This is a genomic window from Stutzerimonas sp. KH-1 (assembly GCF_054483855.1).
In genome coordinates, this window is the sequence record NZ_CM137011.1 from 3,038,406 (window position 1) to 3,061,951 (window position 23,546).

25 protein-coding genes are annotated in these 23,546 nt (G+C 64.8%); 10 read left to right on the plus strand and 15 right to left on the minus strand.

The genetic code is table 11. The features are described 5' to 3' along the window. Nucleotides 1-230 precede the first annotated feature (230 nt). Genes ACX1DW_RS14715 through ACX1DW_RS14735 form a run of 5 tightly spaced genes read left to right on the plus strand, consistent with a single transcriptional unit; the run spans nucleotide 231 to nucleotide 4,785 of the window. A complete protein-coding gene (locus ACX1DW_RS14715; protein ID WP_200600562.1) occupies nucleotides 231-1,436 on the plus strand; it encodes an ABC transporter substrate-binding protein in 1,206 nt (401 codons plus the stop codon). Beyond that, on the plus strand, nucleotides 1,433-2,233 hold the full coding sequence (locus tag ACX1DW_RS14720) for an ABC transporter ATP-binding protein (RefSeq protein WP_043942087.1): 801 nt from the start codon (nucleotides 1,433-1,435) through the stop codon (nucleotides 2,231-2,233). Before ACX1DW_RS14715 ends, ACX1DW_RS14720 begins: the two co-directional genes overlap by 4 nt. Continuing rightward, nucleotides 2,226-2,930 carry an ABC transporter ATP-binding protein gene (locus tag ACX1DW_RS14725; RefSeq protein ID WP_011911654.1) on the plus strand — a complete coding sequence of 235 codons (705 nt, stop codon included), beginning with the start codon at nucleotides 2,226-2,228 and terminating at the stop codon, nucleotides 2,928-2,930. The genes ACX1DW_RS14720 and ACX1DW_RS14725 overlap by 8 nt, the downstream gene beginning before the upstream one ends. Continuing rightward, the gene (locus ACX1DW_RS14730) at nucleotides 2,930-3,817 is read left to right on the plus strand and encodes a branched-chain amino acid ABC transporter permease (protein WP_104098091.1); all 888 of its coding nucleotides are present in this window, start codon (nucleotides 2,930-2,932) and stop codon (nucleotides 3,815-3,817) included. The genes ACX1DW_RS14725 and ACX1DW_RS14730 overlap by 1 nt, the downstream gene beginning before the upstream one ends. Further along, entirely contained in the window at nucleotides 3,817-4,785 is a 969-nt protein-coding gene (locus tag ACX1DW_RS14735; RefSeq protein ID WP_200600564.1) for a branched-chain amino acid ABC transporter permease, read from the plus strand. The genes ACX1DW_RS14730 and ACX1DW_RS14735 overlap by 1 nt, the downstream gene beginning before the upstream one ends. Nucleotides 4,786-4,830: 45 nt before the next feature. Here ACX1DW_RS14735 and ACX1DW_RS14740 read toward each other — a convergent pair whose 3' ends face one another. The 4 genes from ACX1DW_RS14740 to ACX1DW_RS14755 form a co-directional block, all read right to left on the minus strand. Next, nucleotides 4,831-5,604: a ParA family protein gene (locus ACX1DW_RS14740; RefSeq protein WP_063539509.1), complete on the minus strand. Its 774-nt coding sequence runs from the start codon at nucleotides 5,602-5,604 to the stop codon at nucleotides 4,831-4,833. Nucleotides 5,605-5,690: 86 nt separating this feature from the next. After that, entirely contained in the window at nucleotides 5,691-6,485 is a 795-nt protein-coding gene (locus ACX1DW_RS14745; protein ID WP_458991756.1) for a thymidylate synthase, read from the minus strand. Nucleotides 6,486-6,590: 105 nt separating this feature from the next. Continuing rightward, nucleotides 6,591-7,391 carry a prolipoprotein diacylglyceryl transferase gene (gene lgt / locus ACX1DW_RS14750; protein ID WP_458991757.1) on the minus strand — a complete coding sequence of 267 codons (801 nt, stop codon included), beginning with the start codon at nucleotides 7,389-7,391 and terminating at the stop codon, nucleotides 6,591-6,593. A 10-nt stretch (nucleotides 7,392-7,401) separates the two neighbouring features. Continuing rightward, a complete protein-coding gene (locus ACX1DW_RS14755) occupies nucleotides 7,402-8,184 on the minus strand; it encodes a sulfite exporter TauE/SafE family protein (RefSeq protein WP_458991758.1) in 783 nt (260 codons plus the stop codon). Between the two features lie 145 nt (nucleotides 8,185-8,329). Between ACX1DW_RS14755 and ACX1DW_RS14760 the strand changes: the two genes are divergently transcribed. Then, nucleotides 8,330-9,085 carry an NRDE family protein gene (locus ACX1DW_RS14760; RefSeq protein ID WP_458991759.1) on the plus strand — a complete coding sequence of 252 codons (756 nt, stop codon included), beginning with the start codon at nucleotides 8,330-8,332 and terminating at the stop codon, nucleotides 9,083-9,085. 6 nt (nucleotides 9,086-9,091) lie between these two features. Here ACX1DW_RS14760 and ptsP read toward each other — a convergent pair whose 3' ends face one another. Continuing rightward, nucleotides 9,092-11,365 carry a phosphoenolpyruvate--protein phosphotransferase gene (gene ptsP, locus ACX1DW_RS14765; RefSeq protein WP_063539504.1) on the minus strand — a complete coding sequence of 758 codons (2,274 nt, stop codon included), beginning with the start codon at nucleotides 11,363-11,365 and terminating at the stop codon, nucleotides 9,092-9,094. Between the two features lie 25 nt (nucleotides 11,366-11,390). Next, nucleotides 11,391-11,870, minus strand: a complete 480-nt coding sequence (locus tag ACX1DW_RS14770; protein WP_063539684.1) for an RNA pyrophosphohydrolase — start codon at nucleotides 11,868-11,870, stop codon at nucleotides 11,391-11,393. Between the two features lie 184 nt (nucleotides 11,871-12,054). On the opposite strand from ACX1DW_RS14770, the gene ACX1DW_RS14775 reads away from it, so the two are divergent. Then, a complete protein-coding gene (locus tag ACX1DW_RS14775) occupies nucleotides 12,055-12,708 on the plus strand; it encodes a histidinol-phosphatase (RefSeq protein WP_125868707.1) in 654 nt (217 codons plus the stop codon). A gap of 37 nt (nucleotides 12,709-12,745) precedes the next feature. Here ACX1DW_RS14775 and ACX1DW_RS14780 read toward each other — a convergent pair whose 3' ends face one another. Next, nucleotides 12,746-13,174, minus strand: coding sequence for a DUF2269 domain-containing protein (locus ACX1DW_RS14780; RefSeq protein ID WP_200600583.1), 429 nt, complete (start codon nucleotides 13,172-13,174; stop codon nucleotides 12,746-12,748). 20 nt (nucleotides 13,175-13,194) lie between these two features. Then, nucleotides 13,195-14,709, minus strand: a complete 1,515-nt coding sequence (ilvA, locus tag ACX1DW_RS14785; protein WP_234464353.1) for a threonine ammonia-lyase, biosynthetic — start codon at nucleotides 14,707-14,709, stop codon at nucleotides 13,195-13,197. A 166-nt stretch (nucleotides 14,710-14,875) separates the two neighbouring features. Between ilvA and rpiA the strand changes: the two genes are divergently transcribed. After that, nucleotides 14,876-15,547: a ribose-5-phosphate isomerase RpiA gene (gene rpiA, locus ACX1DW_RS14790; RefSeq protein ID WP_013981543.1), complete on the plus strand. Its 672-nt coding sequence runs from the start codon at nucleotides 14,876-14,878 to the stop codon at nucleotides 15,545-15,547. Between the two features lie 81 nt (nucleotides 15,548-15,628). Beyond that, nucleotides 15,629-15,976 (plus strand): YegP family protein, encoded by a 348-nt coding sequence (locus ACX1DW_RS14795; RefSeq protein WP_013981542.1) that lies wholly within the window; start codon nucleotides 15,629-15,631, stop codon nucleotides 15,974-15,976. Between the two features lie 34 nt (nucleotides 15,977-16,010). Here ACX1DW_RS14795 and ACX1DW_RS14800 read toward each other — a convergent pair whose 3' ends face one another. From ACX1DW_RS14800 to ACX1DW_RS14815, 4 genes are all read right to left on the minus strand, one after another. Continuing rightward, nucleotides 16,011-16,904: an SdiA-regulated domain-containing protein gene (locus ACX1DW_RS14800; protein WP_458991760.1), complete on the minus strand. Its 894-nt coding sequence runs from the start codon at nucleotides 16,902-16,904 to the stop codon at nucleotides 16,011-16,013. A gap of 77 nt (nucleotides 16,905-16,981) precedes the next feature. Continuing rightward, the gene (locus ACX1DW_RS14805; RefSeq protein ID WP_458991761.1) at nucleotides 16,982-17,878 is read right to left on the minus strand and encodes an SdiA-regulated domain-containing protein; all 897 of its coding nucleotides are present in this window, start codon (nucleotides 17,876-17,878) and stop codon (nucleotides 16,982-16,984) included. Nucleotides 17,879-17,974: 96 nt separating this feature from the next. Then, a complete protein-coding gene (locus tag ACX1DW_RS14810) occupies nucleotides 17,975-18,640 on the minus strand; it encodes a fumarylacetoacetate hydrolase family protein (RefSeq protein WP_014595619.1) in 666 nt (221 codons plus the stop codon). Nucleotides 18,641-18,669: 29 nt separating this feature from the next. After that, the gene (locus ACX1DW_RS14815) at nucleotides 18,670-20,064 is read right to left on the minus strand and encodes an FAD-binding oxidoreductase (RefSeq protein WP_253748717.1); all 1,395 of its coding nucleotides are present in this window, start codon (nucleotides 20,062-20,064) and stop codon (nucleotides 18,670-18,672) included. Nucleotides 20,065-20,263: 199 nt separating this feature from the next. Between ACX1DW_RS14815 and serA the strand changes: the two genes are divergently transcribed. Next, the gene (serA, locus tag ACX1DW_RS14820; RefSeq protein ID WP_063539496.1) at nucleotides 20,264-21,493 is read left to right on the plus strand and encodes a phosphoglycerate dehydrogenase; all 1,230 of its coding nucleotides are present in this window, start codon (nucleotides 20,264-20,266) and stop codon (nucleotides 21,491-21,493) included. 81 nt (nucleotides 21,494-21,574) lie between these two features. Here serA and ACX1DW_RS14825 read toward each other — a convergent pair whose 3' ends face one another. The 3 genes from ACX1DW_RS14825 to ACX1DW_RS14835 all read right to left on the minus strand — a co-directional run bounded on the left by ACX1DW_RS14825 (nucleotide 21,575) and on the right by ACX1DW_RS14835 (nucleotide 23,538). Next, the gene (locus tag ACX1DW_RS14825) at nucleotides 21,575-21,868 is read right to left on the minus strand and encodes a hypothetical protein (protein ID WP_458991762.1); all 294 of its coding nucleotides are present in this window, start codon (nucleotides 21,866-21,868) and stop codon (nucleotides 21,575-21,577) included. A 151-nt stretch (nucleotides 21,869-22,019) separates the two neighbouring features. Further along, nucleotides 22,020-22,346, minus strand: a complete 327-nt coding sequence (locus ACX1DW_RS14830; protein ID WP_200596186.1) for a hypothetical protein — start codon at nucleotides 22,344-22,346, stop codon at nucleotides 22,020-22,022. Between the two features lie 118 nt (nucleotides 22,347-22,464). Further along, on the minus strand, nucleotides 22,465-23,538 hold the full coding sequence (locus tag ACX1DW_RS14835; RefSeq protein ID WP_458991763.1) for an AI-2E family transporter: 1,074 nt from the start codon (nucleotides 23,536-23,538) through the stop codon (nucleotides 22,465-22,467). Between the last annotated feature and the right edge of the window lie 8 nt (nucleotides 23,539-23,546).

Here is a 23,546-nt window from a genome sequence, read left to right on the forward strand (position 1 = left end):
TGGTCCCGCTGTCCAGCTCCCATCTCTACGACTTTCCACGACGACGTGGTGCCCCGCACACGCCTGCGCTCGCCGTGCGCGCGTCAATGCCAGGCCGCGGCATTCAGCCAAGCGGCGACCCACGGTGTTACGCGCCTGACCGCCTGCCCAGCTTTCCCCTAACCCGCCCATACGGACCGCTTCGCATGGGGCGAGCCCGTATGCCGAGCAAACAGTGCAAGGAGATACGCATGAAGCTTTCAGCAATCGCAGCGGCAACCCTGACGGCAGTGGCCGCCGTACCCGCCTCGGCCGAGATTTCCGACGGCAAGGTAAAGATCGGCATCCTCAACGACCAGTCCGGCGTGTATGCCGATTTCGGCGGCAAGTGGTCGTTCGAGGCGGCGAAGATGGCTGCCGAGGACTTCGGCGGCAAAGTCCTCGACGCCCCCATCGAGATCGTCACCGCCGACCACCAGAACAAGCCGGACATCGCCTCCAACATCTCGCGGCAGTGGTACGACCGCGAGCAGGTCGACTCGATCATGGAGCTGACCACCTCCTCGGTGGCGCTGGCGGTACAGGGCATTTCCAAGAGCAAGAAGAAGATCAATCTGGTCACCGGCGCCGCCACCACCGAACTGACCGGCAAGCAGTGCTCGCCCTATGGCTTCCACTGGGCCTACGACACCCACGCGCTGGCGGTCGGCACCGGCGGCGCGCTGGTCTCCCAGGGCGGCGACAGCTGGTATTTCCTCACCGCCGACTACGCCTTCGGCTACTCGCTGGAGGAACAGACCTCCAAGTTCGTCAAATCCAAGGGTGGCGAGGTCAAGGGCGCGGTGCGCCACCCGCTGGCGAGCACCGATTACTCCTCGTTCCTCCTGCAGGCGCAATCCTCCGGGGCCAAGGTCATCGGCCTCGCCAACGCGGGTCTGGACACCGCCAACAGCATCAAGCAGGCGGCCGAGTTCGGCATCGTCGCCGGCGGTCAGCGCCTCGCCGCGCTGCTCTTCACCCTCGCCGAAGTGCACGGCCTGGGCCTGGACGCCGCCCAGGGCCTGACCCTGACCGAGAGCTTCTACTGGGACCGCGACGACAAGTCCCGCGAATTCGGCGAGCGTTTCTTCAAGCGCACCGGGCGCATGCCGAACATGGTCCACGCCGGCACCTATTCCGGCGTCATGCAGTACCTCAAGGCGATCGAAAAGGCCGGCACCGACGCCACCGAGCCGGTGGCCAAGGCGATGCACGAGCTGCCGGTGGACGACGTCTTCGCGCGCAACGCCAAGGTCGGCGCCAACGGCCGGCTGATCAGCGACGTCTACCTGATGGAAGTGAAGAAACCCGAGGAGAGCTCGCGGCCTTGGGACTACTACAAGGTACTGGCCACCGTGCCGGGCGATGAGGCCTACATCAAGCCGGCCGACAGCGGCTGCGAACTGGTCGGGCAATGAGCATGGCCGCCGTTCAGCCCAGCGCGGCTGGCGACGCCGGACGGGATACGCCCGTGATGCTCTCGGCGCGCTGCCTGCGCAAGGAGTTCGGCGGCTTCGTCGCGGTCAACAACGTCGATCTGGACGTGCACCATGCCCGGGTACACGCCCTGATCGGCCCCAACGGTGCGGGCAAGACCACGGTGTTCAACCTGCTGACCAAGTTCCTGCAGCCCACCGCCGGGAGCATCCGCCTGCTCGACCATGACATCACCCGTACCGACCCGGCCAAGGTGGCGCGCATGGGGCTGGTTCGCTCGTTCCAGATCTCGGCGGTGTTCCCGCACCTCTCGGTGCTGGACAACGTGCGCGTCGCCCTGCAGCGCCCGGGCGGGCTGGCCTCCCAGTTCTGGCTGCCGATGCGTTCGCTGAACCGGCTGAACGAACGTGCCATGCAGCTGATCGAGTCCGTCGGCCTGGCCGACAAGCGCCACGAACCGGCCGCCGATCTCTCGTACGGGCGCAAGCGCGTGCTGGAAATCGCCACCACCCTGGCCTTGGAGCCCAAGGTGCTGCTGCTCGACGAACCCATGGCCGGCATGGGCCATGAAGACGTGCACGTGGTGGCCGAGATCATTCGCGAAGTGGCTACCCAGCGTGCGGTGCTGATGGTCGAGCACAACCTCAAGGTGGTGGCCGACCTCTGCCATCAGGTGACCGTGCTGCAGCGCGGCGAAATCCTCACCTCCGGCGACTACCGCACGGTCAGCCAGGACGAGCGCGTGCGCGTGGCCTACATGGGGACCGACGATGACTGAACCGCTGCTCAGCGTGCGCGAGCTGAATGCCTGGTATGGCGAAAGCCATGCCCTGCACGGCATCGACCTGGACGTCCATGCGGGCGAGACGGTGACCCTGCTCGGCCGCAACGGGGTGGGCAAGACCACCGCGCTGCGCGCCATCGTCGGCATCATCCGCAAGCGCAGCGGGACGATCCGCTTCGACGGCAAGGACATGCTGCGCGTGCCACTGCACCGCACTGCCCGCCACGGAATCGGCTACGTGCCGGAGGAGCGCGGCATCTTCTCCACGCTTACCGTCGAGGAGAACCTCACCCTGCCGCCTGTGATCGCCAAGGGCGGCATGAGCCTGGCGGAGATCTACCAGCTGTTTCCCAACCTCGAGGAACGCCGCAAGAGCCCGGGCACCAAGCTCTCCGGCGGCGAGCAGCAGATGCTCGCCATGGCGCGCATCCTGCGCACCGGCGCCCGACTGCTACTCCTCGACGAGCCCACCGAAGGCCTGGCGCCGGTGATCATCCAGCGTATCGGCGAGGTGCTGCAGACGCTCAAGCAGCGCGGCATGACCATCCTGCTGGTGGAGCAGAACTTCCGCTTCGCCAGCAAGGTGGCCGACCGCTTCTACGTGGTGGACCACGGCCAGGTCATCGACACCTTCGATGTTGCCGATCTGCCTGGCCGCATGAGCATGCTCAACGAAGCCCTGGGGGTCTGATGACAACGATTTTCGATGTGCCGATCCAGGCGTTTCTCGGCCAGCTCCTGATCGGCCTGATCAATGGCTCGTTCTACGCCATGCTCAGCCTGGGCCTGGCGATCATCTTCGGCATGCTGAAGATCATCAACTTCGCCCACGGTGCGCAGTACATGATCGGCGCCTTCGCCGGCTACCTGCTGCTGGCCACCCTGGGCATCGGCTACTGGCCGGCGCTGATCCTTGCGCCGATCGTCGTCGGCCTGTGCAGCGCGGTGATCGAGCGCCTGGCGCTTTCGCGGCTGTACAACCTCGACCACCTCTACAGCCTGCTCTTCACCTTCGGCCTGGCGCTCGCCCTGGAGGGCGCCTTCCGCTACTTCTACGGCTCCTCCGGGCAACCCTATGCGGTGCCCAAGGAGCTGGCTGGCGGCTACAACCTGGGCTTCATGTTCCTGCCCAAGTACCGCGCCTGGGTGGTGCTGGCCTCGCTGGTGATCTGCATCGCCAGCTGGCTGCTGATCGAGAAGACCAAGCTCGGCGCCTACCTGCGCGCCGCCACCGAGAACCCGACCCTGGTGCGCACCTTCGGCATCAACGTGCCGCTGCTGCTGACCTTCACCTACGGCATGGGCGCCGCGCTGGCTGGGTTGGCCGGCATGCTCGCCGCGCCGATCTACCAAGTCAGCCCGCTGATGGGCTCGAACCTGATCATCGTGGTGTTCGCCGTGGTGGTGGTCGGCGGCATGGGCTCGATTCTCGGCGCCATCATCACCGGCTACATGCTGGGCATTCTCGAGGGGCTGACCAAGGTGTTCTATCCGGAAGCTTCCAACATCGTGATCTTCGTGATCATGGCGATCGTGCTGCTGGTGCGCCCGGCCGGCCTGATGGGGAGGGACGCCTGATGAACAGCCAGGTGAACGTCACGCCGACCACCAAACGCCCGCTGCTGCGCCTGGAGACCGTACTGATCCTGATCGGCGTGGTCGCGCTGGCACTGGCACCGTTCTACTTCTACCCGATCTTCCTGATGAAGGTGCTGTGCTTCGCCCTCTTCGCCTGCGCCTTCAACCTGCTGCTCGGCTACACCGGCATCCTCTCCTTCGGCCATGCGGCCTTCTTCGGCGGCGCGGCGTATTTCACCGCCCACGCGGTCAAGGAATGGGGATTGCCGCCCGAGCTGGGCATTCTCGTCGGCGTTGCCGGCGCGGCGTTTCTCGGGCTGATCATCGGCTTTCTGGCGATCCGCCGACAGGGTATCTACTCGACGATGATCACCCTGGCGCTGTCGCAGATGTTCTTTTTCTTCTGCCTGCAGGCACCCTTCACCCATGGTGAGGACGGCATTCAGAACATTCCGCGCGGGCACCTGTTCGGCTTTATCGATCTGCAGGAGCCGCTGTACATGTACTTCTTCGTGCTGTCGGTGTTCCTGGCCGGGATGCTGCTGATCTGGCGCGTGATCAACTCGCCGTACGGCATGATCCTGCGCTCGATCCGCGAGAACGAGAACCGCGCCATTTCCCTGGGCTATTCGGTGTCGCGCTACAAGCTCGGCGCCTTCGTCATGTCCGCCGCCTTGGCCGGACTGGCCGGCGGGTTGAAGGCGCTGGTGTTCCAGTTCGCCACGCTGACCGACGTCAGCTGGCAGATGTCCGGCGAGGTGGTGCTGATGACCCTGCTCGGCGGCATCGGTACGCTGGTCGGGCCGATCTTCGGCGCCGCACTGGTGACCAGCCTGGGCAACTACTTCGCCACCTCGGAGCTGCCGGTAACGCTGGTCACCGGAATCATCTTCATGGTCTGCGTACTGGTGTTCCGCCGCGGGATGATCGGCGAACTCTATGCCTCGCGGCTGGGCAAGAAGCTGTAGCGGCGCGCCGACGACTAGGGCCGCCAGGCGCAGCCCGGAGGCGACTCAGCCGTTCGCTTCGAGCAGGTCATGCAGTTCGACGAACTGCTGGCTCAGCTTGTGCCGCGGGTCCAGGTAGACCAGCGGCATGCAGGCCTGATGCGACTCGCGCATCTTTACCGAACTCATCAGGTTGACCGGCAGCACCGGCAGTCCTTCGCTCAGCAGCTCGTCGATCATCTGCTGCGGCAGCGCGGCCCGCGGCTGGAACTGATTGACCACGATGCCCTCGACCTCAAGCGTTTCGTTATGGTCGTCCTTCATGTCTTCGATCTCGTCCAGCAGGCTGTACAGCGCCTGACGGGAAAAGCTGTCGCAGTCGAAGGGGATCAGGCAGCGGTCGGCAGCGATCAGTGCCGACACGGTGTAGAAGTTCAGCGCCGGCGGTGTGTCGAGGTAGATGCGGTCGTAATCCTCGGCAAGGCCGTCGAGCAATTTTCGCAGTTTGTTGATCTTGTGCTTGGCCTCCAGCTTGGGCTGCAGGTCGGCCAGCTCGGCCGTGGCGCTGATCAGGTGCAGGTTGTCGAAGGCCGTTTCGAGGATCGGCGGGCGCGCCTTCTTGCCAGCCGTGCCGCCAGCGAGGATCTGTTTGAAGAAGTCCGCGATTCCGGTGGGAATGTCATCGCCGGTCAGCCCGGTCAGGTAGTGCGTGGAGTTGGCCTGGGCGTCCAGGTCCACCAGCAGTGTGCGGTAGCCCTGCGATGCGCTGACCGCAGCCAGATTGCAGGCGATGCTCGACTTGCCGACACCGCCCTTCTGATTGAACACGACCCTGCGCATGACCTGACTCCAATAATCCCTGAGCGGTCGAGTCTATACGGCAAATGTGGCAGTCGGGTTATCCGCAACGGCAAACCCGACCAAAGTCAGACCGCGACGGGCGCCTTGATGTGCGGGTGCGCCTCGTAGCCGACCAGCTCGAAGTCCTCGAAGCGGAAGGCGAACAGGTCCTTCACCTCCGGATTGAGCTTCATGGTCGGCAGCGGCAGCGGCTCACGGGTCAGCTGCAGGTCGGCCTGCTCCAGGTGATTGGCGTACAGATGGCAGTCGCCGCCGCTCCAGATGAACTCGCCCGGTTGCAGGTCGCAGACCTGCGCCACCATCAGCGTCAGCAGCGCGTAGCTGGCGATGTTGAATGGCACCCCGAGGAAGATATCCGCCGAGCGCTGGTACAGCTGGCAGCTGAGCTTGCCGTCGGCGACGTAGAACTGGAACAGCGCGTGGCACGGCGGCAGCGCCATCTGCTCGACCAGCGCCGGGTTCCAGGCCGAAACGATCAGCCGGCGCGAATCCGGGTTCTTGCGAATCATCGCCAGCAGGTTCGAAATCTGGTCGATGGATTCACCATTCGGCGCCGGCCAGGAGCGCCACTGGTAGCCATAGACAGGACCCAGCTCGCCGTTCTCGTCGGCCCATTCGTCCCAGATCGAGACACCGTTTTCCTTCAGGTAGCGGATATTGGTGTCGCCCTGAAGGAACCACAGCAGCTCGTGGATGATGGACTTGAGGTGGCACTTCTTGGTGGTCACCAGCGGGAAGCCTTCGGCCAGGTCGAAGCGCATCTGATGGCCGAACACGCTGTAGGTGCCGGTGCCGGTACGGTCGCTCTTGAAGGTGCCGTGTTCGCGCACGTGGCGCATCAGGTCGAGGTACTGTTTCATCGATTGACTCGAAGCAGGCGCCGAAGCGCGGTGAAAAGGCTGCGCGAATAGTAAAAGGCCTGCACCCCGCTTGTCGCCCTCATGGCGACAGGCAGGGCAACGGAGTCAGGCTGGCGCCCGGCCGGCGTCGCGGCGATAGGCCCAGGCGATCATCCCGGCACCGAGCAGCACCATTGGCACGCAGAGCAGCTGGCCCATGGTCAGCCAGCCGAACGCCAGGTAGCCCAGCTGCGCATCCGGCACGCGGACGAACTCGACGATGAAGCGGAAGACGCCGTAGCACACCGCGAAGAGTCCGGACACCGCCATGGTTGGCCGCGGCTTGCGCGAATAGAACCAGAGGATCAGGAACAGCGCGACGCCCTCCAGGGCGAACTGATAGAGCTGCGACGGGTGCCGCGCCAGCTGCTGCGGGTCGGTCGGGAAGACCATCGCCCAAGGCACATCGGTAGCCTTGCCCCACAGCTCGGCATTGATGAAGTTGCCGATGCGTCCGGCGCCAAGGCCAATCGGCACGAACGGCGCGATGAAGTCCATCAGCTCGAAGAAGCTCTTGCCGTTGCGCCGGGCGAACATCCAGCTGCACAGCAGTACGCCGATCAAGCCGCCATGGAAGGACATGCCGCCCTTCCACACCTGCAGAATCAGACTCGGCTGGTTGATATAGGCGGCCAGATCGTAGAACAGCACATACCCCAGACGGCCCCCGACGATCACCCCCATGGCGACCCAGAACACCAGGTCGGAGAGCTTGTCCTTCGGCCATTCCGGTGCGAAGCGCTGCACCCGCAGCGAAGCCAGCCACCAGGCGCCGCCGATGCCGATCAGGTACATCAGGCCGTACCAGTGAATCTGCAAGGGGCCGATGGCGATGGCCACCGGATCGATCTGCGGATAGGGCAGCATCCGTTACTCCTCAAACCAGAAAATTGATGCCAACGCTCAGCAGCAGCAGAGCGAACAGCCGTTTCAGAACCTTGGCCGACAGGCGATGCGCCAGCTTCGCACCCAGTCTGGCGAAAAACATGCTGGTTGCCGCGATGCCGAGCATGGCCGGCAGGTAGACGAAGCCCAGGCTCCACTGCGGAAGGTGCGCCTCGTGCCAGCCCACAGCCATGAAACTCAAGGCCCCGGCGACGGCAATCGGCAGCCCGCAGGCCGCGGAAGTCGCCACCGCCTGCTGCATCGGCACGCTGCGCCAGGTCAGGTACGGCACCGATAAAGAGCCGCCACCAATGCCGAAGATTGCCGAAGCCCAGCCGATCACCACGCCCACCAGCGACAGCTCCGGTCGTCCCGGCACCTGGCCGGTGGCCTTGGGACGCAGGTCGAACCCCATCTGCACCGCCATCGCCAAGGCGAACACACCGATGATCTTCTGCAGCATCGGCCCCTGGATCGCCGCCGCGGTCAGGCTGCCCAGCGCCGCGCCGAGCAGGATGCCGAAGGTCATCCAGAGCACCATCGACCAGCGCACCGCGCCCAGGCGATGGTGGGTGAGAATCGAATTGACCGAGGTGAAGACGATGGTCGCCAGCGAGGTTCCGACCGCCAGGTGCGTGAGAATGTCCTGGGAAAAACCCTGCGCACTGAAGCTGAACACCAGCACCGGCACGATGATCAGCCCGCCACCCACGCCGAACAGACCGGCCAGCACCCCGGCGAAGCCGCCCAGCAGCAGATAAAGCAGAAACTCCATGCGCCCCGTCCCGGCGAAACAAACCGGCATGGTAGCGAAAATGTCCGGCCGGCGCTTGCCCGCCGACGCGCTGACGCCGGCTGCCCATGGCCCTTTCGGCCGCCGCGCCTGTACCCTTGCAGGTCTGCAACCGCGAAGGTGTCCCATGTGCCTGATCGTTTTCGCCTGGCGCCCCGACCACGCCCAGCCGCTGGTGGTGGCCGCCAACCGCGACGAATTCCACGCCCGCCCGAGCCTGCCGCTGGGCTGCTGGGAAGACGCACCCTGGATCATCGGCGGACGTGACCTGCAAGCTGGCGGCACCTGGATGGGCGTCACCGCCCGCGGCCGCTTCGCAGCGCTGACCAATATCCGCGCGCCCGGCCAGGCGATCGGCCCACGTTCGCGCGGCGAGCTGCCGGAACAGTACCTGCGCGGAAACTTGCCGCCAGCCGACTACCTGGCCGAACTGGCCGAGCGCCGCGGCGACTACGCCGGATTCAACCTGCTGGTCGGCGATCGGCAGACGCTGTGGCATCTGAATTCCCATGATGGTCAGCCACAGGCGTTGCAGGCCGGCGTCTACGGTCTGTCCAACGCCGGGCTGGATACGCCCTGGCCCAAGCTCAGAAAGGCCCGTGCGGCACTGGCCGACGCCCTCGATCAACCGGAGCCGGAGCGCCTGCTGGCACTGCTCGCCGATGCTGAGCCGGCCGCCGAGCATGAGCTGCCACAGACCGGGGTGCCGCTGGAATGGGAACGGCGGCTGTCGAGCGTCTTCATCGCCAGCGCCGAATACGGCACCCGTGCCAGCACCGCGCTGATTCGCCACGCCGACGGCTCGCTGGATATCGTGGAGCGGAGTTTCGGCCCGGACGGCCCGTTAGACGAGGTGCGCTACCGCCAGCCGCCGCGCGACTGACGGCGGTCAGACCGCGGCAGAGGGGTTGATCAGTTTGCTCAGCCCGAGGTTACGCAAGGTCAGCTGGATCGTGCTCTGGATGACCTGCGGGCTGTCCAGCAACATGACGCGCGCCAGCAGTTGCTGAGCGGTGTCCATGCTGACCTGGCGCAGCAGCCACTTGACCTTGGGCAGGTTGGTGGCGTTCATCGACAGGCTGTCGAAGCCCATCGCCAGCAGCAGCATGGCCGCCGCAGGATCGCCGGCCATCTCGCCACAGATGCTCACCGGCTTGCCCTCGCCATGGGCTTCCTTGACCACCCGCTGCAGCGCTTCGAGCACTGCAGGATGCAGGTAGTCGTAGAGGTCGGCGACTCGCGGGTTGTTGCGGTCCACCGCCAGCAGGTACTGGGTCAGGTCATTGGAGCCAACCGAGATGAAGTCCACCATGCGCGCCAGCTCGCGCGTCAGGTAGACCGCCGCCGGCACCTCGATCATGACGCCGACCGGCGGCATGATCACGTCCAGCCCTTCGTCGCGCACCTCGCACCAGGCGCGGTGGATCAGGTGCAGCGCCTCTTCCAGCTCGCGGATGCCGGAGATCATCGGCAGCAGGATGCGCAGGTTATTCAGCCCGGCGCTGGCCTTGAGCATGGCACGAGTCTGCAGCAGGAAGATTTCGGGATGGTCGAGGGTGACGCGAATGCCGCGCCAGCCGAGGAACGGATTCTCTTCCTTGATCGGGAAGTACGGCAGGCACTTGTCGCCGCCGATATCGAGGCTACGCATGGTCACCGGTAGCGGATGGAAGGCCTCCAGCTGCTCGCGGTAGATCGCCATCTGCTCCTTCTCGCTGGGGAAGCGCTCCTTGATCATGAAAGGAACTTCGGTGCGGTACAGCCCGACGCCTTCGGCGCCACGCTCCTGGGCGCGCACCACATCGGCGAGCAGGCCGGTATTGACCCACAGCGGAATGCGGTGGCCATCGGTGGTCTCGCAGGGCAGCTCGCGCAGTACGTCGAGGCCTTCGGAGAGCTGGCGCTCCTGCTCGGCGAGCACCTCGTACTGCTCGCGCAGCACCTTGCCGGGGTTGGTGATGATCTCGCCACGGTAACCGTCGACGATCAGCTCGATGCCATCGACCTTGGAGTACGGCAGGTCGACCGCGCCCATCACCGTGGGTATGCCCATGGCGCGGGCAAGGATGGCGACGTGGGAGTTGCTCGAACCGAGCACGGACACCATGCCCACCAGCTTGCCCTCGGGCACTTCGCCGAGCATCGCTGGCGACAGTTCCTCACTGACCAGGATGGTCTTGTCGGGATAGGTCAAAGTCTGCTGGCGGGCTTCCTGCAAGTAGGAAAGCAGGCGCCGGCCGATATCCTTGACGTCCGAGGCACGCTCGCGCAGGTAGGCATCGTCCATCATCTCGAAACGCCGGACGTGCTCGGTGACCACCTGGCGCAGCGCGCCCTGGGCCCACTGGCCGGTGCGGATGACCTTGGTCACCTCGCCACCGAGGGCGGAGTCGTCGAGCATCATCAGGTAGACGTCGAACAGCGCGCGCTCTTCCTTGCGCATCTGCGTGGCGAGCTTTTCCGACAGGTTGCGCATGTCGGCGCGCACCGCTTCCAGCGCCGCCTCGAACAACGTCAGCTCGGCCTCGATGTTGTCGATGTGCTTGTCTGGCACCACGTCCAGATCGGCCGGCGGCAGCACCACCAGGGCGGTGCCCACCGCGGCGCCCGGGGCGCCGGGAATGCCGATGAAGCGAGTTTCCTGGATGCCCTTGCCCTGGCGGCCGAGGCCGCGGATCGAACCGGTGGCCTCGGCATGGGCGATAACCCCGGCGAGCTGCGCGCTCATGGTCACCAGGAAGGCTTCCTCGCCTTCATCGAACTGGCGGCGTTCCTTCTGCTGGATGACCAGTACGCCCATCACCCGCCGGTGGTGGATGATCGGCGCGCCGAGGAAGGAGGCGTAGCGTTCCTCGCCGGTCTCGGCGAAGTAGCGGTAACGCGGGTGCTCAGAGGCATGTTCGAGGTTGAGCGGCTCTTCGCGGGTGCCCACCAGGCCGACCAGGCCCTCGTTGGGCGCCATGCTGACCTTGCCGATGGCGCGCTTGTTGAGGCCTTCGGTGGCCATCAGGACGAAGCGTTCGGTTTCCGGATCGAGCAGATAGACCGAGCAGACCTGGCTGCCCATGGCCTCCCTGACTCTCAGCACGATGATGCCCAATGCCGCCTTGAGGTCCTTGGCGGCATTCACTTCCTGGACAATCTTGCGCAGCGTGCCGAGCATGCTCAGAGGCTTTCTCCCCGATTTTTCAGTCCCGCACCGGCAACCGCGGCGCGAGTTCTTTGAGTGCGCGACGATAGACTTCGCGCTTGAAGGTGACCACCTGCCCCAGCGGATACCAGTAACTGACCCAGCGCCAGCCATCGAACTCCGGCTTGCCGGTCAGGTCCATGCGCACACGCTCTTCGGCGCTGGTCAGGCGCAGCAGGAACCACTTCTGTTTCTGGCCGATGCACAGCGGTTGGCTGTGCGTACGCACCAGGCGTTGCGGCAGACGATAGCGCAACCAGCCACGGGTGCAGGCGAGGATATTCACATCCTGCTCTTCCAGGCCGATCTCTTCGTTGAGTTCGCGATACAGGGCCTCTTCCGGCGTTTCGCGGGCGTTGATGCCACCCTGCGGGAACTGCCAGGCGTCCTGATTGATCCGCCGGGCCCACAGCACCTGACCGACATCATTGGTCAGGATGATGCCGACATTAGGGCGAAAACCATCGGAATCGATCACGGCATACAACCTCGCAGACGCATGTCGCGGCATTGTTCCACAAAACTGCGACGAGCCGAAAGCGCGGCAAGGCGCCATTCGGCATGCATTTCCGGGCACGCCAGGCGGCCGGTCGAAGCTGCGTCGAGGGCGCTCTACCGTTATGCTTGGCGCTGCCCTGACTCCATCTTCGAGGAACTCATCCGTGCGCCTGGCTCTATTCGATCTCGACAACACCCTGCTGGCCGGTGACAGCGACCACGCCTGGGGCGAATACCTCTGCCAGCGCGGCATCGTCGACGCCAGCCACTACCGTGCGCGCAACGATGCCTTCTACCAGGACTACCTCGCCGGCAATCTCGACGTGCATGCGTACCAGAATTTCTGCCAGGAACTGCTTGGCCGCAGCGAAATGTCGCAGCTGCAGGCGTGGCACGAGGAGTTCATGCGCGACCACATCGAACCCATCGTGTTGAGTAAGGGCGAGGCGCTGGTCCGTCAGCACCTGGATGCCGGCGACAAGGTGGTGATCATCACCGCGACCAACCGTTTCATCACCGGACCGATCGCCGCCCGCCTGGGGGTCGACACCCTGCTGGCGACCGAGTGCGAGATGCGCGACGGCCGCTATACCGGCCGGCTGACCGACATTCCGTGCTTCCAGGAAGGCAAGGTCCAGCGCATCGAGCGCTGGCTGGCCGAGACCGAACAGACCCTGGAAGACAGCTACTTTTACAGCGATTCGCGCAACGACCTGCCGCTGCTGCAGCGGGTGACGCATCCGGTGGCGGTGGACCCGGATCCGATCCTGCGCCAGATTGCCACCGAGCGTGGCTGGCGGATCATCTCGCTGCGCTGAACCCGCTCAGCAGCGAGCGATGCCCGGGCCGGTCGAGTCAGACCGGCTTGGCGCCCATCAGAGCGGTGATGGCAATCAGCACCAGCAGCACCAGCACCGCATAGATGCCGGCATTACGCGCCGCGGTGGCGTTGCCCGGCGCCTGCCAGGCGGCAAGACGCCCGGCCAACAGCAGGACCAGCGGGATCAGCGCGAGGAACAGCACGGAGCTGGCCAGCAGCCAGAACTGGCCCAGCGGCCATCCGGCCAGATGGGTCATCCACCATCCGGTCAGCGGCAACGACAGGCCGATCACCGCCAACAGCGGCAGGGACAGCCGGCGCGTGCGTTGCAACTTGCGCTGCAGCACGGCCTGGTCGCCGCCGCGGGCCGCCTTCCACAGCATCAGCAGGTGCACGATCACGCCCAGCAGCAAGAGCACTGCGGTGGCGCCATGCACGATGCGGAGGGTCAGGTAGTGTTCCATTCGCTTTCCTTTATCTGCGCTCAGCCGAGAAACAGCTTGTAGGCGGGGTTGTCGCTTTCATCCCAGTAGCGGTAGCCGATCTTGTCCAGTGCCGCCGGCAGCAGATGGCGGTCTTCGGCCGGCACCTGCAGGCCGGCGACCACCCGGCCATCAGCCGCGCCGTGGTTGCGGTAGTGGAACATCGAGATATTCCAGCGCCCGCCCAGCTTGTTGAGGAAGTTGAACAGCGCGCCGGGCCGTTCCGGGAACTCGAAACGCAGCACCATCTCGTCGCTGACCCCGGCCGCATGCCCACCGACCATGTGCCGGGTGTGCAGCTTGGCCAGTTCGTTGTCAGTCAGATCGAGCACCGGGAAGCCCTTGTCACGCAGGCCCTGCACCAGCGCCGCGCGCGGGTCGTTCTCCGGATGGGTCTGCACGCCGACGAAGATGTGCGCCTCGCGGTCGGTGTGGTAGCGGTAATTGAATTCGGTGATCTGGCGCTTGCCGATCGCCTCGCAAAAGGCCTTGAAGCTGCCGGGCTGCTCGGGAATGGTGACGGCGATGATCGCCTCGCGCTTCTCGCCCAGCTCGGCGCGCTCGGCGACATGGCGCAGGCGGTCGAAATTGACGTTGGCGCCCGAGTCGATGCCCACCAGCACCTGACCGCTGACGCCGTCGCGCTCGACATACTTCTTGATCCCGGCCACGGCCAGGGCACCGGCCGGCTCGGTGATCGAGCGGGTGTCGTCGTAGATGTCCTTGATCGCCGCGCAGATCTCGTCGGTGCTTACGGTGATCACCTCATCGACGTAATGCTTGCAGACATCAAAGGTGTGCTGGCCGATCTGCGCCACGGCCACACCGTCGGCGAACAGCCCGACCTGCTCCAGCACCACCCGCTCGCCGGCCGCCATGGCCGCCTGCAGGCAGTTGGAGTCGTCCGGCTCGACGCCGATCACGCGGGTCTGCGGATAGAGGTATTTCACATAGGCGGCGATTCCCGCCACCAGCCCGCCACCGCCCACCGGAACGAAGATCGCATCGATCGGCCCCTGATGCTGACGGAGGATTTCCATCGCCACGGTGCCCTGCCCGGCGATCACGTCGGGATCGTCATAGGGATGGATATAGACGTAGCCCTTCTCCTCCACCAGCTTCAGTGAATAGGCCAGCGCCTCGGGGAAGGCATCGCCATGCAGGACCACCTTGCCGCCACGGGCACGCACGCCCTGCACCTTCAGCTCCGGGGTGGTGCGCGGCATGACGATGGTGGCCTTGATCCCCAGCTGCTTGGCCGCCAGCGCCACACCCTGGGCGTGATTGCCGGCCGATGCGGTGACCACGCCCCGTGCCAGCTCCTCGGCGGACAGCTGCGCCAGCTTGTTGTAGGCACCGCGAACCTTGAAGGAAAACACCGGCTGCAGATCCTCGCGCTTGAGCAGAATCTGGTTGCCGATTCGCTCGGACAGCTGGCGGGCGGGTTGCAGCGGGGTTTCGATGGCGACGTCATAGACGCGCGAAGTGAGGATCTTCTTGACGTAGTGTTCGAGCATTCTGGCTATCTTGGGCGGGCCTTGCGGGGAACGCCGAGTCTACCCTCGCGAGCGCCCCGGCGACCACCGGCAATCCGCGAAGGCCTCGGCATTGCCGCAGCACACGAGACCGGTCGCCGGCACGGGGCTATAATCCGCGCTTCGTCTTTCCCGCCCGGACTCCCCCATGACCCAGGACCAGCTCAAGCAGGCCGTCGCCCAGGCCGCTGTCGACCATATCCTTCCCAAGCTCAACGATCGCAGCATCGTCGGCGTCGGTACCGGCTCCACCGCCAACTTCTTCATCGACCTGCTGGCCAAGCACAAGGGCTTCTTCGACGGTGCCGTGGCCAGCTCCGAAGCCACCGCCGAACGTCTCAAGCAGCACGGCATCCCGGTCTACGACCTGAACTCGGTGAGCGAACTGGAGTTCTACGTGGATGGCGCCGACGAGGCGAACAAGCACCTGGAGCTGATCAAGGGCGGCGGCGCGGCGCTGACCCGCGAGAAGATCGTCGCGGCGGTGGCCAAGACCTTCATCTGCATCGCCGATGGCAGCAAGCTGGTCGAGCAGCTGGGCGCCTTTCCGCTGCCGGTGGAAGTCATCCCGATGGCGCGCAGCCATGTCGCCCGCGAGTTGGTCAAGCTCGGCGGCGACCCGGTCTACCGCGACGGCGTGGTCACCGACAACGGCAACGTCATCCTCGACGTGCACAACCTGATGATCGGCTTCGCCCCCGAGCTGGAAGGCAAGATCAACAACATCGTCGGCGTGGTCACCAATGGCCTGTTCGCCATGCGCCCGGCCGACCTGCTGCTGCTCGGCACTCAGGACGGCGTGCAGACCCTCAAGCGCTGAGCCTCCCGGCGAAGCGTAACGGCGACTACGCTTTGAAGTGCCGCGCCGAACCGGGCGCGGCCCATCACAGGAGGTGTCGCCATGTCCGGCAAATTCCAGCTGAAGCGCGCCAGTAATGGCCAGTTCCACTTCAACCTGCTGGCCAGCAACGGCCAGGTTGTCTTGTCCAGCGAACAGTACAAGGCCCATGCTTCGGCGCTCAATGGCATCGATTCGGTTCGCAAGAACGCGGTGCGCGAGGGCGCGTTCGAGGTGAAGGAATCGAGCACCGGAAAGTTCTACTTCGTGCTCAAAGCGAGCAATGGTCAGATCGTCGGCCAGAGCCAGATGTACGCCAGCCTGCACAGCGCCGAGCAGGGCTGCGACTCGGTCCGTCGCCACGCCCCGAACGCCGCCCTGCAGGACGAAAGCGCTTCGGCGGTCGGCTGACCTGCCGCTGGACCAGGTGGCCGGCGAGACCTAGTCACCTGGTCTTGCGAAACAGGTAGAACAGGTTCGGCTCGCTGACCAGATAGAGCGTGCCGTCCGGCCCCATGGCAATGCCCTCGGCCTGCGGCACGTCGCGTTCGAGGCCGTGCCTGCCGGCACGTAGCGAAAGGCTGCTGAGCGGCTGGCCGTCACCATCCAATTCGATCACCAGCCGTGACTCGTCGGACAGCGCCAGCAGATGGCCGGTCTGCTCGTCGTATTGCAGGCTGGAGAGGTCGCGGACGAACAGCCTGGCCTCGTGTTCACCGATATGCACCGACGGGCTCGGTTCGCGGTAAGGAAAGCCGGAAATCTCGTAGATACGTACCGGATCGCGCTCCTTGGCGACGAACAGGCGCTTGCCGGCGGTGTCGTAGGCCAGGCCTTCGAAGCCCTTGTTACCGTTGAGATCGATGCCCAACGAAAGCTGTTGCGCCTGCTCGGCGTCGATGACGCTGGTCTGCTCGTTTACCTCGACACGCAGCAGCCGCTGCCGGCGCTCATCGCTGATCACGTAAAAGCCTTCGGAAATGTATTCGATGGCCTCCGGATCGCCGAAGCCGACCAGGGGAATGGCGCGCAGCAGATCGCCTTCCAGGCTGAGCTCCAGCCAGTGCGGATTGCCGTTGGTCACGGCAATCAGGCTGTTGCGATCCGGATCGAAGGTCAGCGCCGAGAGGTCATCGTCGATACCGGCGACCACCTTGCCCTGGATCGCGACCCGGTAGTCCGGCAGCCACAACGAGGCGCTGCCGCTCTGCTCGCCCTGCTGCCACTGGATGAAGTGGAACCAGCCGCGCTCGAACAGACGGTAGTGAACGCCGGCCGCCACGGCCAGTAACAGGGCAACGCCGAGCAGCGCAGCCAGAAGGATTTTCAACGCACGCATGACACCCACTTTCTTCTAATTCTGAAATCGCGATTGTGTCGGGCCTGGCTTACACCAGGCTTAACGGGCGCAACGTCTCAGCGCTTGCGGCTGAACACGTAGAAGCGGTTCGGCTCGCCTACCACATAGATGTTGCCTTCGCCGTCCATGGCGACGCCCTCGGCCTGCTCGATGCCCTGCACCAGGCCATTCAGACCACCGAACAAGGCGATGAAGCTGCGTGGCTTGCCTTGCAGGTCCAGCTCCACCAGCAGCCGGGACTCGTCCGAGAGCAGCAGCGTATGACCGCTGCGCGGATCGATCGTCACCGATGACAGGTCGCGCACCAGCAGCGGCTGGCTGGGCAATGCCTTCAGCGCGCCGACTGCACCGTCCTCGCCGGGGAATGGCAGCTCGAACAGCCCCTGCGGGTCGCGTTCCTTGGCCAGCAGCAGGCGTTGCGTATGCGGATTCCACGCCAGCCCCTCGAAGCCCTTGTTGCCGGCATCGGTGAAGCCAAGGTCGTAACTGGCCAAGTCGTCCAGCTCCAGGGTTTCCACGCCCGGCTGCAGATGGAACACCGCCACCAGCCGGCGACGCTCGTCGACGATCGCCAGACGGCCATCGCTCAGCGCTTCCACCGCTTCCGGGTCGGCGAAGCCACTCAGCGCGACCCGGCGTAGCACCACGCCAGCAGGGCTGAACTCGACCAGCTGCTCACCGGTGACCGTGAACAGCGTGCCGCTCAGCGGATTCCAGGTCAGTCCCGAGGTTTCCTCGTCTTCCAGCCCGGCCAGCGTCGTCTCCAGCGCCAATTCGTAGTCCGGCAGCCAGATGCCGGCAGCACGCTGTTCGGCAGTGACCGAGCGCTCGCCCCAGTACAACCGCAGCTGGTCATCCCAGTGCAGCAGGCGGCCTGCGACGAGCAGCGCGACGAACAGCAGCAACAGGACGACAGCCACGAGCAAGCGCCAACGGGAATAACGAACGGGCATGGAAAGCGTTCCAGCGGAGGGTGCTGGATTACAACACGAGAACGGTTCGCAAAGAAGCGGCAAACGCGGCGGGTGAATCCCGCCGCGTCGATGGGATCAGAGCACGCGGCTCTCGAAGCGGGACAGGCCGACCAGCTCCAGCACCAGCTCATCGCCCTGGTTGAGCGGGCCGACACCGGCTGGCGTGCCGGTCAGTACCACGTCGCCCGGCTGCAGGCTGAAATGCCCGGCAATGTGCTGCAGCAGCGGCAGGATGGCATTGAGCATCTGGCTGCTGTTGCCGTCCTGGCGGACTTCGCCGTTGATGGTCAGGCGGATGCCGATGTCGCCCAGATCCTCCACCGCGTCGCCCGGCACGAACGGTGCCAGCACGCAGGCGCCGTCGAAGCTCTTGGCAATTTCCCACGGGTGGCCCTTTTCCTTCAGCCTGGCCTGCACGTCGCGCAGGGTCAGATCCAGCGCCGGGGCGAAGCCGGAGATGGCATCGCGCACCTCTTCCTCGTTGGGCTTGCGCGACAGCGGCTTGCCGATCAGCACGGCAATTTCCGCCTCGTAGTGCACCGCACCACGATCGCTCGGGATGCTGAAGCCGCCTTCCAGCGGCACGGTGCAGCTGCCGGCCTTGATGAACAGCAGCGGCTCGGTGGGCACCGGGTTGTTCAGTTCCTTGGCGTGCTCGGCGTAGTTGCGGCCGATGCAGACCACCTTGCCCAGCGGATAGTGGATCGGCGTGCCATCGGTGTAGTGGTGCTGGTAGCTCATCGAAGACTCCTGGTAATCCGTGGGCCCGTTCAGGCCGCGAAAATCTTGCCCGGGTTCATGATCCCGTTGGGGTCGAACACCGCCTTGACCGCTTTCATGTATTCGATTTCCGACGGCGAGCGGCTGTACTCGAGGTAGTCACGCTTGGTCATGCCGACGCCGTGTTCGGCGGAGATCGAGCCGTTGTACTTCTGCACGGTCTCGAATACCCACTTGTTCACCGTCGCGCACTTGCCGAAGAACTCGTCCTTGTCCATGGCATCGGGCTTGAGGATGTTCAGATGCAGGTTGCCGTCACCGATATGGCCGAACCAGACGATCTCGAAATCCGGGTAGTGTTCGCCGACGATCGCATCGATTTCCTTGAGGAAGGCCGGCACCTTGCCGACGGTGACCGAGATGTCGTTCTTGTACGGTGTCCAGTGACTGATGGTCTCGGAGATGTACTCGCGCAGCTTCCACAGGTTCTGCAGCTGCTGCTCGCTCTGGCTCATCACGCCGTCGAGCACCCAGCCCTGCTCGACGCAATGCTCGAAGGTCGCCAGTGCCTGGTCGGCGCGCTCGTCGGTGGTGGCCTCGAATTCCAGCAGCGCGTAGAACGGGCAGTCGGTTTCGAACGGGGCCGGCACGTCGCCACGCGCCAGCACCTTGGCCAGCGCCTTGTCGGAGAAGAACTCGAAGGCGGTCAGATCCAGCTTGTCCTGGAAGGCGTGCAGCACCGGCATGATCGAGTCGAAATCCGGGGTGCCCAGCACCAGCGCGGTGAGGTTGGTCGGTTGACGCTCCAGGCGCATGGTCGCCTCGACGACGAAGCCCAGGGTGCCCTCGGCGCCGATGAACAGCTGGCGCAGGTCGTAGCCGGTGGCGTTCTTGATCAGGTCCTTGTTCAGCTCCAGCAGGTCGCCCTTGCCGGTTACCACCTTCATGCCGGCGACCCAGTTGCGGGTCATGCCGTAGCGGATCACCTTGATGCCACCGGCGTTGGTGCCAATGTTGCCGCCAATCTGGCTGGAGCCGGCGGAGGCGAAGTCCACCGGGTAATACAGCCCCTTGTCCTCGGCGAACTGCTGCAGCTGCGCGGTGACCACGCCGGGCTGGCAGACGGCGGTGCGATCCATCTCGTTGAATTCGAGAATCTGGTTCATGTAGTCGAAAGACACCACCACCTCGCCATTGGCCGCCACGGCGGCGGCGGAGAGCCCGGTGCGACCGCCCGACGGCACCAGCGCGACCTTGTGGCCGTTGGCCCAGCGCACGATGGCCTGCACCTGCTCGATGCTCTTGGGAAAGACGATGGCCGAGGGCGCCGGAGCGAAATGCTTGGTCCAGTCCTTGCCGTAGGCATTCAGCGAATCGGCGTCGGTCAGCACTTTGCCGGGCTCGACCAGGGTTTTCAGCTCATCGATCAGGGCGGGGTCGGTCATCACGGGAACTCTCATACGATTCATGGTCACCCTGAGCACGCTTCAGCACAGGGGTGGGGGTGTTTCGAGGGGCTCGTATGCTAGCATACGCACCCCTTTGAAACGTGCCTCGGCAGACTCCCGACACCGCTAATGACGGGTCGGCCAGCCTTCGCTGGACACTTCAGTCCTATCCTTCGGCCTTAAGGTTTTAATACAGATGAGCCAGACCTCTCTCGACAAGAGCAAGATCAAGTTCCTTCTTCTCGAAGGCGTGCACCAGAACGCTGTCGACACCCTGAAGGCGGCCGGCTATACCAACATCGAGTACCTCAAGACCGCGCTGTCCGGCGATGAGCTGAAGGAAAAGATCGCCGACGCCCATTTCATCGGCATCCGCTCGCGCACCCAGCTGACCGAGGAGGTCTTCGACGCGGCCAAGAAACTGATCGCCGTCGGCTGCTTCTGCATCGGCACCAACCAGGTCGATCTCAACGCCGCTCGCGAGCGCGGCATCGCGGTATTCAACGCGCCCTACTCCAATACCCGTTCGGTAGCCGAACTGGTGCTGGCCGAAGCCATCCTGCTGCTGCGCGGCATCCCCGAGAAGAACGCCTCCTGCCATCGCGGCGGCTGGATCAAGTCGGCGGCCAACTCCTTCGAGATCCGCGGCAAGAAGCTGGGCATCATCGGCTACGGCTCCATCGGTACGCAGCTGTCGGTACTGGCCGAAGCGCTGGGTATGCAGGTCTTCTTCTATGACGTGGTGACCAAGCTGCCGCTGGGCAACGCCACCCAGATCGGCTCGCTGTACGAGCTGCTGGGCATGTGCGACATCGTCTCGCTGCACGTTCCGGAGCTGCCGTCCACCCAGTGGATGATCGGCGAGAAGGAAATCCGCGCCATGAAGAAGGGCGGCATCCTGATCAACGCTGCCCGCGGCACCGTGGTCGAGCTGGATCACCTGGCCGCCGCGATCAAGGACGAGCACCTGATCGGCGCCGCTATCGACGTGTTCCCGGTCGAACCCAGGTCCAACGACGAGGAGTTCGAAAGCCCGCTGCGCGGCCTGGATCGCGTGATCCTGACCCCTCACATCGGTGGCTCGACTGCCGAAGCACAGGCCAACATCGGCCTGGAAGTCGCCGAGAAGCTGGTCAAGTACAGCGACAACGGCACCTCGGTGTCCTCGGTCAACTTCCCGGAAGTCGCCCTGCCGTCGCACCCGGGCAAGCATCGCCTGCTGCACATCCACCAGAACATTCCGGGCGTGATGAGCGAGATCAACAAGGTCTTCGCCGACAACGGCATCAACATCTGCGGCCAGTTCCTGCAGACCAACGAGAAGGTCGGCTACGTCGTCATTGACGTGGACAAGGAATACTCCGACCTGGCGCTGGAGAAGCTGCAGCACGTCAACGGCACCATCCGCAGCCGCGTGCTGTTCTGATTCGCTGACGTGGTGCGTTGAAAGGGAGGCTTCGGCCTCCCTTTTTCGTTCATGCGCAGCGACGAACGCCGGCGTTCTCCACTAGCTGCGCAGCACCCGATTACCCGCGGCATCGACATCCGTCCCCGGCTGCTCGTCACGCGGCTCGCGCGTTGGCGGCACATCGGTCTCGATCGGCGCCTGGCGCGGCTGCAGCCTCGGTGCTTCGATCTGTTCCATCTCGTCCGATTGCCGGTCCGACTGCGGTCGCGGCTCGCGGCTGTCCAGCGGATGCTGACGGGCCTTTTCCGGATTGGTCGGCCCGGTATTCTCGGCCAGGGCGCTCGCCGCGCCCAGCAGTGACACCAGCAGAATGCTCAAGCGCAACATGGTCATTGTGCACCTCCCGATCATTGCTCTTGCAGGTTCGGCACGCCGGCGCCGACAAGGTTTCCGCACGGCTGCCGGCAACGGCCGAGCGGTCAGGCTGAACGCAGAACGGCCCGGCAAGCTGAGCCTGCCGGGCCGTTCAGATGCAAGCCATGGATCAGTAGGCGCCGCGTTCGCCGCCCTCGCCGCCTGTACCGGTCGTGCCCTGCTTACCGGACGCACCATCGCCCCCAGCATCGACGCCGGTGCCGTGATCGCTACCGTGTGTGGTCGCCGGGCGCTCAGTCTCGTCCGGCATCTTGCCGGTATCGGAGGTCGAATCCATGCCGTTGCCCGTGCCACCCATGGTTCCAGGCTGCTCGGTACTGTGTCCCTTCGAATCGCGGTGGCCGGTATCGGCACCGGTGCCGGTGTTACCGGCAGCGAATGCCGCGCTGGAAAGCAATCCCGCCAGGGTGAGTGCCGCAATCTTGTGCATGTTCATGATTGACTCCTGCATATTTTCAGGGGGTTCACGTAATCCGGCAGTGCGACGCGCCAGGGGTTTCGTCGTCAGCCTTTACAAAACGTGACAGCCCTATTGGAGCGCCTTGCCAGAGCGGCTAGTCGCCCGGACCGTCGGTCGCCTGCGGCCGGTCGCCGAGCAGATCCTCCACGTAGAGCATGCGCACCAGCACCATGCCGACCGCCGCCAGCGGCGTCGCCAGCAGCAACCCCAAGGTGCCGGCAAGCAGGCCGAACAGCAGCTGCACGCCGATGGTCAGTGCCGGCGGTACCGAGACGATGCGCTGCTGCATCCAGGGCGTGAACACATAGCTTTCCAGCGCCTGGACGAACAGGTAGAGCGCGGCAACATAGAGCACCGTGCGGCCGCCCTCCAGCGAGGCCAGCAGCAGTGCCGGAATTACCGCCAGCACCGGGCCGATGTTGGGAATGAACGACAGCAGCCCGGCGATCAGGCCGAGCACCAGGGCCAGTTCGATGCCCAGCAGCCAGAGACCGAGGGTGGTCAGCACGCCGATCAACAGCATCTCCAGCAGCTTGGCCAGCAGCCAGGCGCGCAGCGTCGCCCCGCTCTCGTCGAGCACCTCGGCGGCGCGCGGGCGATAGCTCAGCGGCACCAGCTTGAGCAGGCCGCAGACATAGATCGGCGGGTTGATGGCGAGGCAAACACCGATGGCGAAGGCAATCACGAAGCTGCTCAGTGCCCCGGCCACCGAGCCCATCACCTTGCTCACCACACTGAAGGCGCTGGAGCCGTCGGGCAGGGAGTCCTCGATGCGTTCACGCTGCTGCAATAACTCGTTGGTCCAGGGCAGTTGCTGCGCTCGTTCACGCAGCCGCTCGACGGCCTCCGGCAGTGAATCGGACAACGCATCGGCCTGCTCGGCAATACTCGGCGCCACCAGCCAGCCTGCACCTCCCAGGCCGAGCAGCGTGACGACAAAGAACAGGCCCATGGACGTCTTGTAGGACAGCGGCGTACGGCAGCTCAGCCATTGGCTCACGCCATGGATCAGCACACCGAAGAGAATGGATGCGAACAGCAGCAGCAGGAAATCGAACGCCAGCCAGGCGATGATGCACAGCAGTACCACGGTCGCGAGCACGGCCGCCTGAACCATGGCGCGGTTGGCGACCTGTTTGTTGTCGTCTGCTGACGTTGGTTCGGACATACCTCTCC